11 protein-coding genes, 1 tRNA gene and 1 pseudogene are annotated in these 14994 nt (G+C 64.0%); 2 read left to right on the forward strand and 11 right to left on the reverse strand.

All coding sequences use genetic code 11. The annotated features are described in order from the left end of the window. Window positions 1–86: 86 nt before the first annotated feature. The 7 genes from rho to AOC05_RS10270 all read right to left on the reverse strand — a co-directional run bounded on the left by rho (window position 87) and on the right by AOC05_RS10270 (window position 10822). Entirely contained in the window at window positions 87–2360 is a 2274-nt protein-coding gene (gene rho, locus AOC05_RS10240; RefSeq protein ID WP_186760711.1) for a transcription termination factor Rho, read from the reverse strand. A gap of 196 nt (window positions 2361–2556) precedes the next feature. After that, window positions 2557–3594 (reverse strand): homoserine kinase, encoded by a 1038-nt coding sequence (gene thrB, locus AOC05_RS10245; RefSeq protein WP_420480351.1) that lies wholly within the window; start codon window positions 3592–3594, stop codon window positions 2557–2559. A 14-nt stretch (window positions 3595–3608) separates the two neighbouring features. Next, window positions 3609–4712: a threonine synthase gene (thrC, locus tag AOC05_RS10250; protein ID WP_062007135.1), complete on the reverse strand. Its 1104-nt coding sequence runs from the start codon at window positions 4710–4712 to the stop codon at window positions 3609–3611. Further along, on the reverse strand, window positions 4712–6079 hold the full coding sequence (locus AOC05_RS10255) for a homoserine dehydrogenase (protein WP_231687091.1): 1368 nt from the start codon (window positions 6077–6079) through the stop codon (window positions 4712–4714). The genes thrC and AOC05_RS10255 overlap by 1 nt, the downstream gene beginning before the upstream one ends. Before the next feature lie 7 nt (window positions 6080–6086). Continuing rightward, the gene (lysA, locus tag AOC05_RS10260) at window positions 6087–7547 is read right to left on the reverse strand and encodes a diaminopimelate decarboxylase (RefSeq protein WP_062007136.1); all 1461 of its coding nucleotides are present in this window, start codon (window positions 7545–7547) and stop codon (window positions 6087–6089) included. A 3-nt stretch (window positions 7548–7550) separates the two neighbouring features. Further along, a complete protein-coding gene (argS, locus tag AOC05_RS10265) occupies window positions 7551–9203 on the reverse strand; it encodes an arginine--tRNA ligase (protein ID WP_062007137.1) in 1653 nt (550 codons plus the stop codon). Window positions 9204–9532: 329 nt separating this feature from the next. Further along, window positions 9533–10822 (reverse strand): CynX/NimT family MFS transporter, encoded by a 1290-nt coding sequence (locus tag AOC05_RS10270; RefSeq protein WP_062007138.1) that lies wholly within the window; start codon window positions 10820–10822, stop codon window positions 9533–9535. 94 nt (window positions 10823–10916) lie between these two features. On the opposite strand from AOC05_RS10270, the gene AOC05_RS10275 reads away from it, so the two are divergent. Next, window positions 10917–10989: transfer RNA gene (locus AOC05_RS10275), tRNA-Arg, on the forward strand. Window positions 10990–11266: 277 nt separating this feature from the next. On the opposite strand, the gene AOC05_RS19440 is transcribed toward AOC05_RS10275, so the two are convergent. Beyond that, window positions 11267–11428: a hypothetical protein gene (locus AOC05_RS19440; protein WP_154605714.1), complete on the reverse strand. Its 162-nt coding sequence runs from the start codon at window positions 11426–11428 to the stop codon at window positions 11267–11269. A 389-nt stretch (window positions 11429–11817) separates the two neighbouring features. On the opposite strand from AOC05_RS19440, the gene AOC05_RS10280 reads away from it, so the two are divergent. Next, a complete protein-coding gene (locus tag AOC05_RS10280) occupies window positions 11818–13200 on the forward strand; it encodes a GH1 family beta-glucosidase (RefSeq protein ID WP_062007139.1) in 1383 nt (460 codons plus the stop codon). Here AOC05_RS10280 and AOC05_RS18930 read toward each other — a convergent pair. From AOC05_RS18930 to AOC05_RS20340, 3 genes and pseudogenes are all read right to left on the reverse strand, one after another. Next, entirely contained in the window at window positions 13197–13412 is a 216-nt protein-coding gene (locus AOC05_RS18930; RefSeq protein WP_082357917.1) for a hypothetical protein, read from the reverse strand. The genes AOC05_RS10280 and AOC05_RS18930 overlap by 4 nt on opposite strands. Continuing rightward, window positions 13409–14341, reverse strand: a complete 933-nt coding sequence (locus tag AOC05_RS20335; RefSeq protein ID WP_197277813.1) for a sulfatase-like hydrolase/transferase — start codon at window positions 14339–14341, stop codon at window positions 13409–13411. Before AOC05_RS20335 ends, AOC05_RS18930 begins: the two co-directional genes overlap by 4 nt. 73 nt (window positions 14342–14414) lie before the next feature. Beyond that, a pseudogene (locus tag AOC05_RS20340) lies at window positions 14415–14987 on the reverse strand (sulfatase-like hydrolase/transferase); the annotation flags it as partial. Window positions 14988–14994: the final 7 nt, after the last annotated feature.

Consider the following 14994-nt stretch of genomic DNA (forward strand, 5'->3'; position numbering starts at 1 on the left):
CGTGTGTCAAGTCTAATAACGATGGCAGTACCAACGCGAAGAGGCGGGCCCGCACAGTGATGTACGGCCCCGCCTCTTGTGCTTAGCTACTTGTCTTGTTCGGCCTTGGAACCCAGGGTGGTCTTCTGGATCTGCATGAGGAACTCGACGTTGGACTGCGTCTCACGGATCTTGGAGGTGAGCAATTCAAGGGACTGCTGCATTTCCAGGCCGGAGAGGACGCGGCGCAGGCGCCACATGATCTTGACCTCTTCCGGGGAGAGCAGGTTCTCTTCGCGACGGGTGCCGGAGGCGTTGACGTCAACGGCCGGGAAGATGCGCTTGTCTGCCAGCTGGCGGGACAGGCGGAGCTCCATGTTGCCGGTGCCCTTGAACTCCTCGAAGATGACCTCATCAGCCTTGGAACCGGTTTCCACCAATGCCGTGGCCAGGATGGTCAGCGAGCCGCCGTTTTCAATGTTGCGGGCTGCACCGAAGAAGCGCTTCGGCGGGTACAGCGCTGCGGAGTCGACACCACCGGAGAGGATACGGCCCGAGGACGGAGCGGAGTTGTTGTACGCACGGCCCAGACGGGTCATGGAGTCCAGGAGAACAACAACGTCCATGCCCATTTCCACCAGGCGCTTGGCGCGCTCAATGGAGAGCTCGGCAACCTGGGTGTGGTCATCGGCGGGACGGTCGAAGGTGGAGGCAATGACCTCACCCTTGACGGTGCGCTGCATGTCTGTGACCTCTTCGGGACGTTCGTCAACCAGAACCATCATGAGGTGAACCTCAGGATTGTTAATAGTGATGGCGTTCGCGATGGACTGCAGGATCAACGTCTTGCCAGCCTTAGGCGGGGACACGATCAAGCCGCGCTGGCCTTTGCCGATGGGGGCAACCAGGTCGATGACGCGGGGACCGATCTTCTTGGGGTCGGTCTCCAGGCGCAGGCGCTCGGAGGGGTACAACGGAACCAGCTTGGAGAACTCAACACGGTCCTTGAGCTCATCCGGGTTCTTGCCGTTAACGCTCGTAACACGCACCAGGGCGTTGAATTTCTGCCGGGCGCTGGTCGCCTGGCTGCGGTCTTCACCTTCACGCGGCGCACGAATGGCACCGACCACGGCGTCACCCTTGCGCAGGTTGTACTTCTTGACCTGGGAAAGCGAGACATAAACGTCGTTGGCACCGGGCAGGTAGCCGGAGGTACGGACAAACGCGTAGTTGTCCAGCAGGTCCAAGATACCAGCCACGGGCAGCAGAACGTCGTCCTCGGTGACCTCGGAGTCATCGAAGTCCGGTCCCTGGGTGCGGCCGCGGCGGCGGTCGTTGCGGTCCCGGAAACGATCGTTACGATCGTTGCGGCCGTTGTTGTTGCCGCGATCGTTGTTGTTGCCGCGATCGTTGCGGTCGTTGGTCTCGGCTGCGGGGCGGTCCCGGCGATTGCGGCGGTTGCGGTTGTTCCGTGAGCCGTCTTCGTCGTCGTTGCGCTCGTTGGAGTTGCGCTCGTTGGAGTTACGCTCGCCCGCGGGACGCTCGACGGCGGTGCGCTCGTTGGAGCCGCGTTCCCCGGCTGTGCGCTCGGTGTTTGTGCGCTCAGTGCTGCTGCGCTCTGCACGGTCGTTGTTGCGCTGGTTGCGGTTACCGCGACCATTGCGGGAATTACGCTCGGAGTGCTCGGTGTGTTCACCGGTCTCCTCCGACGCATTCTCGGCCGGGAGGCTCTCACCGTTGCCGGCCGGAGTCTGCGCCGGAGCAACAACTGCGGCCTCGTCGGTGTCGGCCGTGCGGCCGCCGCCTTGTGCCCTGCGGTTGCGGGTGCGCGGCTGACGGCGCACCTCGACATCGGTGTCGGCGCTGGCGTCGGCGCTGGTACCGGTGGCTGCGACGCTCTCAACAGCTGCAGGTGCCGCCACCTCAGTGGAAACAACCATGCTCTGCACACCCGCGTCGGTGGTGATGATTCCGTCGCTGCTTGCAGCACGGCGGCTGCGGCCGCGCCCTCGGACGCCTCGCTCAGCTACTTCACTGGCGACGGGTGCAACGGCAGGCTCGGAAGACTCTGCTGCAACGGGTTCTGACTTGGACCGGGTGGTGCGCTTAGCCGGGGCCTCTGCCTTGGCTGCAACAGCTGGCTCGGCCTTTGCTGCAACAGCGGGGCGGTCTGCCACGGAAGAGCCACGTTGGTGGGCCGAAATGGCATCCACCAAATCGCCCTTGCGCAAGCGTGAACCGCCCGTAATACCCAACTGGCCGGCTAGTGCCTGCAGCTGGGCCAATTTCAAACCAGCCAAACCAGCCGACTTGGCGGTTCCAGCCGATTTTGCGGTGTCGTTCAACTCAGCCGCCTTGGTACCTGCGGCTGTAGTTACGATTTCTGTCACGAAGGATCCTTCCCCCTCGATGGCGAACCCCTAAGGCGGGGCCGCGATGATTGAAGTCAACTGCGAAGCCGCAACCGCACTGGTTGGGGCAGGGAAATCAGCTGAGGTTCCATCCCGCACGTCCAAGAGACTGGCGTAGTGGAGATGGTGGCATCAAAACTGGGCTACAAACTATGGGCAAACAGCCCTAGAGCGCTTGTGAACCCGGATGCACTTCTACTTTAGCACCCTCAAGGTCCACTGCCAGCCGCAGAACACGCCAAGACACGCCGAACTTGGATGTCTTTTTCTCCTCGCCGCCCAAACCAGCGATGAAAGCCACCATGGCGTCGGCCTCCAAGGCGCCGTTGGCCAGGGCCATCACCGTGGGGCCGGCACCGGAGATGAACGCAGCATGACCATCCTCGCGCAGCTTCGCCACAAGCGCAGCACTCTCCGGCATGGCCGCGGCACGGTAGTCCTGATGCAGAAAGTCCCGCGTCCCGGCACCCAACAGTTCGGGTGCGTCTTTGAGTGCGTGGATCAACAGGGCCGCCCGGCCCGAGTTGGCGGCGGCGTCGGCATGGGGCACGGTCGCCGGCAGCAGGCCGCGCGCCAGCTCGGTCTTGACCTCAAAGTTCGGGATGGCCACCACCGGGATCACGGCCCCCGACGGCGTCACCTTGGCACTAGCGTACCTCTGCCCCTCACGCCATGAAATGGCGGCGGCGCCAAAGATGGCCGGTGCCACATTATCCGGATGGCCTTCCATTTCTGAGGCGAGCTGGAGGATCCACTGTGAATCCTGCTGGTCGGCACTGTCGACCAGGGCATTAGCCGCCATGATGCCAGCCACGATAGCCGAGGCGGAGGAACCCAGCCCCCGCCCGTGCGGCAGCACGTTCTCGGCGGCAATTCGCAAACCCCCGCGCCGGTACCCCAGACGGGCAAAGGCCAGGTCCATGGCCTTGACCACCAGGTGGGTGGCGTCCAGGGGCAGCTGCGCCACCCCTTCCCCCCGCAGATCAAATTCCAGGACGGCATCCATGCTCCCGCCACCCTGGCCCGAAGACGGCAGGGTCGACACGCTCAGCGTGTCATACAGCGAAACGGCCAGCCCCAGGGAGTCAAAGCCGGGACCCAGGTTGGCACTGGTTCCGGGTACCTGCACCGTGGCGGTGAAACCCGGAGCAGGAACTTTCAGAACGGCGGCGTGAAGCGGGGACGTCATAGTGGGACCTGTCATGGAAGGGTGCGCTACTAGTCCGTTAGGCCCAGTGCTGTGGCCACGGTGACGACGTCGAACTCTACCTTAGTGGGCTCCACGGCACTGCCGTCGGTGTTTTTCAACGCCCAGTCAGGATCCTTCAGTCCGTGCCCAGTGACCGTGACCACGAAGGTCTTGCCGTTGGGAACCTCTCCGGCAGCGTACTTCTTCAAAATGCCGGCAACGCCTGCAGCCGAGGCCGGCTCAACGAACACGCCTTCCTTGGCCGAAAGCCAACGGTGCGCGGCAAGGATTTCCTCATCGGTGACCGAGTCGATCAGGCCCCCGGATTCGTCGCGGGCGGCAATGGCCATGTCCCAGGATGCCGGGTTGCCGATGCGGATGGCAGTGGCAATCGTGTCCGGCTCGGTGATGGGGTGGCCTGCGACGAACGGTGCGGCACCGGCCGCCTGGAAGCCCCACATGATGGGGGTGTGCGTGGAGACGGCCTCCAGCGTGCCGGCGGTGGCGGACTCGTAGGGGGCGCAGTATTCCTTGTAGCCCCTCCAGTACGCGCTGATGTTGCCGGCGTTGCCAACGGGCAGCACATGGTAGTCCGGAGCGTCGCCCAAGGCATCAACCACCTCGAACGCGCCTGTCTTCTGGCCTTCGATGCGGGCCGGGTTGACGGAGTTCACCAGGAACACCGGGTAGGACTCGGCTAGTTTGCGGGCCACATCGAGGCAGTTGTCAAAGTTGCCGTTGACCTGCAGGATGGTGGCCCCGTGTGCCACGGCCTGGCTCAACTTGCCCATGGAGATCTTGCCCTCGGGCACCAGGACGGCACACGTCAGACCGGCCTGTTTGGCGTATGCGGCCGCCGAGGCAGAGGTGTTGCCCGTGGAGGCACACACCACTGCCTTGGCACCGGCGGCGACTGCCGCCGTCATGGCCATGGTCATTCCGCGGTCCTTGAAGGAACCTGTCGGGTTCATGCCCTCAACCTTCAGGTACACCTTGGAACCCGTCAGCGCCGAAAGGTGCTGGGCGAACACCAAAGGTGTGCCACCCTCCCCCAGCGTGATGATGCGGGTATCCGCAGTTACCGGCAAACGCTCTGCATATTCACGGACTACTCCGCGCCACTGGTGAGCCATCAGACTCCCTCCACCCTCAACACACTCGTTACGGAATTTATGATGTCCAGGCCCTTGATGGCCTCGACAGTTGCTGCCAGAGCAGCCTCGCTGGCACGGTGCGTGACGATGCGCAGCTCGGCGGAACCGTTCCCGCCGTCGTCGCTCTCACGGTGCACGGTTTGGCGCATGGTTTCTATGGAGACGCCGTTTTCGGCAAAGAGCGCCGAAATCTTGGCCAGCACGCCCGGCTGGTCAGCCGCGTCCAGGCCAATGTAGTACTGCGTGGTGACGGCCTCGATGCCCAGGACAGGCAAAACGCCCGTGGTGGTTTCCGTCCGTCCCGGGCCGCCCAAAACCATGCGGCGGGCGGCCGAAACGACGTCGCCCAGGATGGCCGACGCCGTGGGAGTGCCGCCGGCGCCGCGGCCGTAGAACATGAGCTCCCCGGCGGACTCGGCCTCGATGAACACTGCGTTGAACGCGCCGTGCACGGCGGCCAGCGGGTGCTCGCGGGGAATCAAGGTGGGGTGCACGCGCACGCTCACGCCCGTGGTGCCAACACCTGTGGCACCGGTGGTTTCCAGTTTTTCGGCGATCGCCAGCAGCTTGATGACGAACCCGGCATCCTTGGCCGCTGCGATGTCATCGGCAGTGACGGCGGTGATGCCCTGGCAGTGCACGTCCTCCAACGCAAAACGCGTGTGGAAGGACAGCGAGGCCAAGATGGCACCCTTGGCGGCGGCGTCGTGTCCCTCGATGTCGGCGGTCGGATCGGCCTCCGCATAGCCCAGACGGGTGGCCTCGGCCAGGGCGTCGGGAAATTCGGCGCCCGTGGTGTCCATCGCGTCAAGGATGAAGTTGGTGGTGCCGTTGACGATGCCCATGACACGGGTGATCTTGTCCCCGGCCAGTGAGTCCCGAATGGGGCGCAGGATGGGGATCGCCCCGGCGACGGCGGCCTCGTAGGAAAGCTGCACGCCGGCGGCGTCGGCCTTCTCATACAGGCTGGGGCCATCCACTGCCAGCAGCGCCTTGTTGCCGGTGATAACCGACGCGCCGTGTTCGATGGCTTCCAGGATCAGCGTGCGGGCCGGTTCCAGCCCACCCATCAGTTCAATGACGACGTCGGCGTCCCGCACCAGGGCGGAGGCATCGGTGGTGAATAGCTCACGGGGCAGCTCCACCTCGCGGGGGGCGTCGATGGTGCGCACTGCTATGCCCACCAGTTCCAGGCGTGCGCCGGTGCGCGCGGCCAGGGATTCGGCGTCGTCGAGCAAAATGCGGGCCACCTGCGCGCCAACATTGCCTGCGCCCAAAAGGGCGACCCGCAGGGTCTTCGGGCGGGGGGTGTCCGTGTCAACCACGGCGGTGTTGCGCTCTGTCAAAGTCTCTCTAGATCCCTAAATCGCGTGCCAGTAAATCGTCTTCTGTTTCGCCCCGCACTATCAAGCGTGCGATGCCGTTTTTGACGGCGACCACGGGCGGCCTGGGCACATAGTTGTAGTTGCTGGCCAGTGCCCAGCAGTACGCGCCCGTTCCGGGAACTGCAAGCAGGTCACCGGCCGCCACGTCATTGGGCAGATATACATCTCTAACAACAATGTCACCACTCTCGCAATGTTTGCCCACCACTCGGGACAAAGCCGGTGCCTGCGCGGAGGCGCGGTTGGCCACAACGGCCGAATAATCCGCCTCGTACAGCACCGGACGGGCGTTATCGCTCATGCCGCCATCCACCGACACATAACGGCGCGGGGCCGTCACATCTTCTTGGCCGTCCACCTGAACCTGCACCGTTTTTAGTGTGCCGGTCTCATACAAGGTGAAGGTGGTGCTGCCCACGATGGCCCGTCCGGGCTCGATCGAGATGCGCGGCGGAACCATGCCCAGTTCCGCGCAGGTCTCGTGGACGACGGCGGCCATCGCCTGGGCGACCTCGGCCGCCGGGCGCGGGGTGTCCACAGCGGTGTAGGCGATGCCGTAGCCGCCGCCCAAGTCCAGCTCGGGCAGTGTGATGGAGTACTTGTCCTGGATTTCGTGGGTGAAGTGCAGCAGCTTGCGGGCGGCAATTTCAAAGCCCTCGGCCTCAAAGATCTGCGAGCCGATGTGGGCGTGGAAACCCAGAAAGTTGATGCTTTCGGCTTCCACGGCCAGCTTCGCGGCGGCCTCGGCGGCGCTCATGCCCGGAGCTTCCGGATCCTCGGCGACAAAACTGAGGCCAAACTTCTGATCCTCGTGCGCGGTGGCAATGGATTCATGCGTGTGTGCGTGCACCCCGGGGGTCAGACGCAACATGACATTGGCCTTCTCGCCCCGGGCCGCGGCGATGTCCGCCACCCGCTGCAGCTCGTGCAGGCTGTCCACCACGATCCGGCCCAACCCCATGTCTAGGGCGCGGTTGATCTCGGCGTCAGACTTGTTGTTGCCGTGCAGGCCCAGGTTCGCGCCTTTGAGCCCGGCACGGGCCGCCACGGCCAGTTCACCGCCTGAGCAGGTGTCAAGGCGCAGCCCCTCGGAGTCGACCCAGCGGGCCACCTCAACGGACAGGAACGCCTTGCCGGCGTAGTAGACGTCCACGCCGCCGCAGATATCGCCAAAGGCCTCATCGAAAGCGTCCTTGAAGGTGCGCGCGCGCAGGCGGAAGTCATCCTCGCTCATGACAAACAATGGCGTGCCAAACTGTGCCTTGAGCTCGCTGACCGGGATGCCGCTAATGGTGAGTTCACCGTGTCCGACGCGTTCGACGTCGTGCGCCCACAGGGCCGGAACCAGTGCGTTGACATCTCCTGCAGGAGGCAGCCAAGCGGGGGCCAGCTCGGCGCCGGTAACCGGCCGCGTTGTGGAGTCAGTCATGTCCTACATCCGTTCCGGGGCAGAGACGCCCAGCAGGGACAGCCCGTTGGCCAGGACCTGGCCCACGGCGTTGTTGAGCCACAGGCGGGTGCGGTTCACGTCGGTGATTGCCTCCTCGCCCATGGGGGTCACGCGGCAGGCGTCGTACCAGCGGTGGTAGGCGCCGGCGATGACTTCCAGGTGGCGGGCCACGCGGTGCGGTTCACGGAACGCAGCAGCATGAACCAGCACGCCCGGGTACTGGCCCAGCACGGCCAGCAGCTCGGACTCGGTGGCGTGGTTCAACGCGCCGGCGTCGAAGGCGCTGCGGTCCACGCCGGCGGCCTCGGCGTTGCGGCCCACCGCGCAGGTGCGGGCGTGGGCGTACTGGACGTAGAACACGGGGTTCTCGTTGGACTTCTTGGTCAGCACGTCCAGGTCGATGTCGATGTTGGAGTCGGAGGAGAAGCGGGCCAGGGAGTAGCGGGCGGCGTCGGTGCCAACAATCTCGACCAGGTCTTCCATGGTGACAACCGTGCCTGCGCGTTTGGACATGCGTACGGGCTTGCCGTCCTGGACCAGGTTGACCATCTGGCCGATCAACACCTCGACGCGGTTGGCGTCATCGCCCATGGCTGCCGCGGCGGCTTTTAGGCGGGCCACATAGCCGTGGTGGTCAGCGCCGAGCATGTAGATGCACAGGTCAAAACCGCGGTCTCGCTTGTTCTTGAAGTACGCGATGTCCCCGGCGATGTAGGCAGCGTTGCCGTCGGACTTGATGACCACCCGATCCTTATCGTCGCCGTAGTCGGTGGAGTTCAGCCACCAGGCGCCGTCCTTGAGGTACATGTTGCCGGAGCCCTTGAGTTGCTCAAGGAGCTTCTCCACGGCGCCGTCCTCAAAGAGGGAGTTCTCGTGGAAGTACACGTCAAAGTCCACACCAAACTCGTGCAGCGAGGCGCGGATGGCGGCAAACATGAGTTCCACGCCCTGGGCGCGGAATTCTTCCTGCGGGTCCTCGCTGGAGAGGATGTCCGGGTTGTTCGCCATGACTTCGCCGGCGATGTCCTGGATGTACGCACCGCCGTAGCCGTCTTCCGGTGCGGGCTCGCCCTTGGCGCTGGCCAGCAGGGAACGGGCAAACTTGTCGATCTGGTTCCCGTGGTCGTTGAAATAGTACTCCCGGGTGACGTCTGCACCCTGGGACAAGAAGATCCGGGCCAAGGAATCGCCCACGGCGGCCCAGCGGGTGCCGCCGAGGTGGATGGGACCGGTGGGGTTGGCGGAGACGAATTCCAGGTTGATTTTGGTGCCGACCATCGCCGTGGTGGTGCCGTAGCTTTTGCCCGCCTCCACGATGGCCTTGGCCAGTTCGCCGGCGGCGGCGGCATCAAGGATGATGTTCAGGAAGCCGGGGCCGGCAATGTCGACCTTGGATACGCCGGGGATCTGTGCCAGGCGCGTGCTGAGTAATTCGGCGATTTTGCGCGGCGGAACACCTGCCGGCTTGGCCAGCTGGAGGGCGATGTTGGTGGCCCAGTCGCCGTGCTCGCGGCTCTTGGGCCGCTCCACACGGACTTCCGTGGGCAGGGCCTGGGCGGGAACATTGAGTTCACCGGCGTCGAAGGCTTCTTTGAGGCAGGTGGCAATGGCGGCAGAAAGTTCTTCAGGAGTCACGTCTCCAAGTGTACGGTTTCACCGCTTGGCTCCTGCAATCCGCCCAAAATATGGTCCTACCTCGTTGAGGGGGCAGATCATCCCCGCCGCGAAGATGAACAGGGCCGCGCTGAGATTCAGGCAGCTCCTGCCTGATCCCGTCTGTTTTGCACCTTCTGCGCGTGCTGACTCCCAACACCCGCAGGAGCTGCAGAACCAATGACGGAGGCGACGCCGGGGCGGGCTCTTGGGGCTTTAGACGTTGAGGGGGCGGATCACCGGCGCGAAGATCTGTCCCCTCAACGAGGGGTGATGTGTCCCCTCAACGAGGTTTCTCAGCGGCGGGCGACTCAAGCCGGGATGGGGCGCGCTTCTGCGAAGTCGTCCTCAAGCATCTTCGGGCGGCAAATGATCCACGCTCCGGCGCCCAGCAGCACTAACGTGGCGAACAAGAACACAAACGGCACCGTCCACGATCCCGTCGACTGCCGCAGCAGGCCAAAGAACAGCGGACCGGCACAGGCCAACGTGTAGCCCATGCCCTGACTGAACCCGGAGAGTGCTCCGGCACCAAGCTGGGTGCGCGTGCGGTGGTTGATCAGCAGCAAGGACAGCGGGAACGTGCCCGGCCCCAGACCGGCTAGCGCCACCCAGAGCCAGGTGCCGTTTGCGGGCGCGAGCAGCAGGCCCAGATAGCCGGCAACAAAGCAGCCCAGCATCACCACCACCGCCGGGAAGGGGTTGCGCATCTTGGCGGCGATGAGTGGGATGCACAGGCTCAACGGCAGACCCAATGCGGCAAAGAGCGCCAGCATGGAGCCGGCCTGGCCCCTGTCAAGACCGGCCTGGGTGAGGATCTCCGGCAGCCACGCAAACATTGCATAAGTATTCAGTGAGGTGCAGCCAAACATGAAGGTGAGCCCCCATGCCGTGGGCGACTTCCACAGGTTCATCTTCTCCGGCACAGCCACGTGCACCGGGGACGAATGCACTCTCAGCTCCTGCGCAAGTACGACGGCGGAAGGCCCGGTGCCAGCGGAGGCGGCGGACGCCGTCGTGCCTGGGGAAGGTGTGCGTTGGGAAAAGAGCGCAACAAGCCACGGGATCAGCGCAATGGTGCTGATCCCGGCCCAGGAGGCGAGGGAGAATTGCCAGTTCGTGGCGTCGGCGACGGGGACCGAGAGTTGCGCGGGCAGGGCGGTGCCCACGGAGATGGCTGTGACATAAAGTGCCGTCATGAGGCCGATTTTGGTGGGGAAATGTTTCTTCACCAGCGGCGGCAGCAGGACGTTTCCGGCGCCGAGTCCACCGAATGCCACAACCGAGAAAACCAGAAACAGCATGGTGTTCGGCGCCATGACACGCGCAAGCTGGCCCACCATGCCCACCAGGACGGCGATGACGATGAGCCGTTCAAGCGAGGCCCAGCGGATCACATAGGGAGTCAGGAAGCCGAACAAGCCAAAAGCAGCGGTGGGGAGCATACCCAAGAAGCCGATGGTGGCGGGGGTCAGCGGGAGATCGTTGTTGATGGTTGAGATCAACGGCGGAACTACAGTCACGGCCGCGCGCAGGGTCAGCGCGGTCAAGATGATGGCCGCCGCGAATAGCCAAGCCCGCTGTTTCACTCTTGCGCCCATGTGTTCACCATTGCCCCAACGTTACCGGTTTTCCATCAAGCGCCCCTCACCTGCTAAACTCTTTCTCGTTCCCTTTGGCAACCACGGTTGCCGCGCCTTCGTAGCTCAGGGGATAGAGCGTCCGCCTCCGGAGCGGAAGGTCGTAGGTTCGAATCCTATCGAGGGCACCGTTAGTCCGAAGTTCCAACTGTTTCAGGTTGGAGCTTCGGACTTTTTTCTTTTGCGCTCCGGTCCCTCACTCTCACACATCGTTGTCGCACTAGTTCGCTCGTGGTGGGCGGGTCAGGGGAGGTTCGATGCGATGATGGCGAGCGTTTTGTCAGCAGTCTTGGAATTTTTCCACTTGTCCAGCAGCGCCTTGGGGGCATTGTCCACACCCCCGCAGACCAACTCCAGGATGGTCCCCTTGGGCTCGGGCCGCACAGTGGCGATGTACAGATTGCCTCACGATAACGCTGTCTTGCCACTGGAGAATGTGGCACTGAGTGTTGCCGGATCAGCGGCGGCCATTTCAAATTTGCCGCCCTCCACAGTCTTCACCACTGCGGCGAACACTTCCTCTGCTGCATGGGCCAAGGTCACTGACTTCATAGCGGGTGCGTGCATCTGCTTCACTTCCTTGTCATCTGTTTCCCGGCCTGTCCGGATAGGGTTCCGCCCTCATCGTAGTGAGAACGTGCGCCCCAACGCGATGGGCATCACTGCCCATCGGAAGCCACCGTTGCCGAACCATCCCATGTAGCGCTGATAGATCGCCTGAACGTTGTGGCTGGCGGAGAGGAGCCAGACCATATTCTCCTTAGTCTCCATATGGACCAGTGGTGCGGGGAGACGTCGCTGGACCGGGGCTGGTGATCGATTCCGGGCCTTGCAGCCATCGCGGTCCGGCTGGAGCACATACTGCAGCGGTCCAGGCCGACACATTGCCTCGATCCCTTGACTTCCCATCCAACCTCCGAAAAGCTCAGGCCACGGACAGTCGATGAAAGGTCTCCATGAACAAGCCCGAGTTACCTTTATTTCCCGCCGATTTTGTGTGGGGGGTTTCCACCGCCGCCTACCAGATTGAGGGGGCGGTCACCGAAGGTGGCCGGGGGCCCTCAAGTTGGGATGACTTTGTGTCCCAGCCCGGACGCATCGTCAATGGCGACACGGGCGAGGTGGCCTGCGACCACTACCACCGGTATCCGGAGGACACCGCGCTCATGAAGGAGCTGGGTGTTGACGCGTACCGCTTCAGTTTCTCCTGGTCCCGCATCCAGCCGGGTGGAAGAGGTGCGGTGAACGCCGTCGGACTGGGCTTTTACGACAAACTCGTTGACGGCCTGCTCGAGGCCGGCATCACCCCCAGCCCCACCTTGTTCCACTGGGACACCCCGCTGGAACTGGAACAGGCTGGCGGCTGGCTCAACCGGGACACCGCCGAACGCTTTGCCGACTACGCGCAGATCGTTGGCGAACACTTCGCCGACAGGATCCCGCGCTGGATCACCATCAACGAGCCCGTGGTCCTGACCATGCTCGGTTACGGGGCCGGCATCCAGGCGCCGGGGCTCTCACTGGGCTTTGACGCGCTGCCCGCCGCGCACCACCTGCTGCTCGCGCACGGCCTCGGCGTCCAAGCGCTGCGTGCCGCGGGGGCATCCAACATTGGCATCGCGAACAACCATGCGCTCACCTGGCCGGCCAGCCAGAATGAGGAAGATCTGCAGGCGGCCGGGCTGTACGACAACATCGCCAACTGGATCTTTGCCGACCCCGTCCTCACCGGTGCTTACCCCGAGGAACTGGCCCCGTTCCTGCCGCCCATCCCCGACGGAGACTTGGCCACCATCTCCACCCCCATCGACTGGTACGGCATCAACTCCTACAACCCCACGCTTGTGGGCGCCCCCACCACCGATGACGCCGCGCTTGTCGACGGCTACGAGCTTGATGCGTCGCTGCCGTTCTCCCTTCGCGAGCTGGAAGGCTACCCGCGCACCGATTTCGACTGGCCCGTGGTCCCCGAGGCGTTCACCGAGCTGCTGGTGGGCTTCAAGGAGCGCTACGGCGAGAAGCTGCCGCCCATCTACATCACGGAGAACGGTGCCGCCATCAACGATGGCCCGGACGACGCCGGCCGGGTGCGGGATGTGCGCAGGATTCAGTACACGGATGCCCACCTCCGCGCCCTGAAATCCGCCATGGATGCCGGTGTGGACGTGCGCGGCTACTTTCACTGGTCGCTCATGGACAACTTCGAATGGACTGTTGGCTTCTCCCAGCGCTTCGGCCTGGTCCACATTGACTACGAAACCCAGAAGCGCACGCCCAAGGACTCCTACTACTGGTATCAGGAGCTGATCCGGAACAGCAAGGGCGGGGCCGCCGTCTAGCCAGGCTGCCTGTTGGAGAGAGCAGCGAAGTCGCCGTCGATCGCCCGCAGCGCGTCGTGCGTGATGATGCCGAAGGCCAGGTTGGTGATTTCCACCAGGGTCATGCCCATGGCTTCCTCAGGCAGCGGGCTGTCCACCAGGGCACCGAGCCGCATCCGCAGCACGGCGAGCGCGGCCGGGTCGGCCAGCAGCTCCCGCAGTGGCTGGTTCACGCTGATCCGGCCGCCGGAAAACTCTGCGCGGCAACGGGGCCGCTGCGCGAGGAGAGCACCTGGTCCCATTGCGCCCGCAACAGCAGGTGCTCAGCAGTCACGGGCCCGGTTTTGGGCAGTCCCAGGCGTTCAAACTGCTCCGGCGGCGCCGCGTTATGGCGCATACGTTCCACCAATAACGAGGCCATGCGCAGCTCCAACTCATCATCTTGCAGCGGCGTCTGCTGTTCGGGGTCGCTCTGCAGGTCAAAGAGCAGCGTACCGAAACTGTGCGGGTCCGTGTAACTGTAGGCGGGCGCGCGCAGCACCGGCATGCTCTTGGTGAAAGGCAGCGGCTGCACGAGCTCGGCCCGGCTGAGGATCTCGGCGGGAAAGCGTCCGCGCATGTTGGTGGGCATCAAGGTGTAGTCCACCAGTGGCGAGTTGCCGGGGCGGGCGCAGGCCCGCATGTACACATGGCGGCCGTCGGTCACACTGACGTGCCCGCCGTGGATGCCAAATAGCCCGGCCTCGCGCACGGGGGTATCGCGGGGAACCGTGTCCTGCAGCGAATGTCCTTGCATGTCCGCCGTAGCAGGCACCCCAAAGACATCCAGCAGCGTGGGCCCCAGGTCGATGGTCTGCACCAGCGCGTCTCGGCGCTCCCCCCGGACACCCGAGCGCGGGTCCCAGATGAACAGCGACGTGTGGATGGTCTCGTCGTAAAACGGCGGCGCATTCTTGCCCAGCCACTCGTGTTCGCCCAGCAGCAGCCCGTGGTCGGTGCACACGATCAGCAAGGTGTCCTCCCACAGTGCATGCTCGTCCATTGTGTCGAGCACCCGGCCCAGCGAGTTGTCGCACATGGACAGCAGTGCCGCGTACTCGTACCGCAGGTGCTCCATATCCGCGGCAGACTCGGTGGTCTGCTTGTAATCGGGGCCAGTCAAATTCCGGTCCGTCGTAGTCGTGCGGGTACAGGGCCTTGTACTGCTCATTGCTGAAAAAGGGTTCGTGCGGGTCAAACGTCTCGATCTGCTCCATCCAGTTATCTTGGCCATGGTTCGTCTCGATGAAGTGCAGTCCGGCGTCAAAGGTTCCGGTTTGCGGGTGGTCGCCTTCATCCTGGAGGTAGCCGCGGTTGATGCGGTCCCGCCGGCGCAGCATCTGGTTGCTGGAAAACTCCAGGATGCCCGACAGATCCGGATCGGCCACGTGCCCCTTCCACTCATCACCCTCCTGCCCGCGCACCAGTTCGAAGGTGTTGAAGCGCGGATGGTAGGTGGCGCCGCCGTCGAGCCAGTAATGCTGGTGGTCGGTGGCCAGGTGGGTGTAGACGCCTGCCTGCTTGAGTATTTCGGGCACCGAATCATCGAAGGGCTCCAAAGGCCCCCCAGCCCCGGTGTAAAAGTTGTAGCGTCCGGTGTGTAATTCCCGCCGCGCGGGCATGCACGGCATGGACCCGCCGTAACAGTTCTCAAACGTGGCGGTGCGCGCGGCGAGCCGGTCAAAGTTCGGCGCCTGCACCCAGTCGTTGCCATAGGGCGGCAGGAAACGGCGGTTGAGCGTGTCGAACAGGACAACTATGGCTTTCATGGGACGG

Source organism: Arthrobacter alpinus (assembly GCF_001294625.1).
Taxonomy (GTDB): Bacteria; Actinomycetota; Actinomycetes; order Actinomycetales; family Micrococcaceae; genus Specibacter; species Specibacter alpinus_A.

Excerpts from the sequence above, each read along its gene's own strand:
- thrB (WP_420480351.1), bottom strand. The coding sequence starts at position 3,594 with ATGACAGGTCCCACTATGACGTCCCCGCTTCACGCCGCCGTTCTGAAA.
- thrC (WP_062007135.1), bottom strand. The coding sequence starts at position 4,712 with ATGGCTCACCAGTGGCGCGGAGTAGTCCGTGAATATGCAGAGCGTTTG.
- lysA (WP_062007136.1), bottom strand. The coding sequence starts at position 7,547 with ATGACTGACTCCACAACGCGGCCGGTTACCGGCGCCGAGCTGGCCCCC.
- AOC05_RS10270 (WP_062007138.1), bottom strand. The coding sequence starts at position 10,822 with ATGGGCGCAAGAGTGAAACAGCGGGCTTGGCTATTCGCGGCGGCCATC.
- AOC05_RS19440 (WP_154605714.1), bottom strand. The coding sequence starts at position 11,428 with ATGCACGCACCCGCTATGAAGTCAGTGACCTTGGCCCATGCAGCAGAG.
- AOC05_RS10280 (WP_062007139.1), top strand. The coding sequence starts at position 11,818 with ATGAACAAGCCCGAGTTACCTTTATTTCCCGCCGATTTTGTGTGGGGG.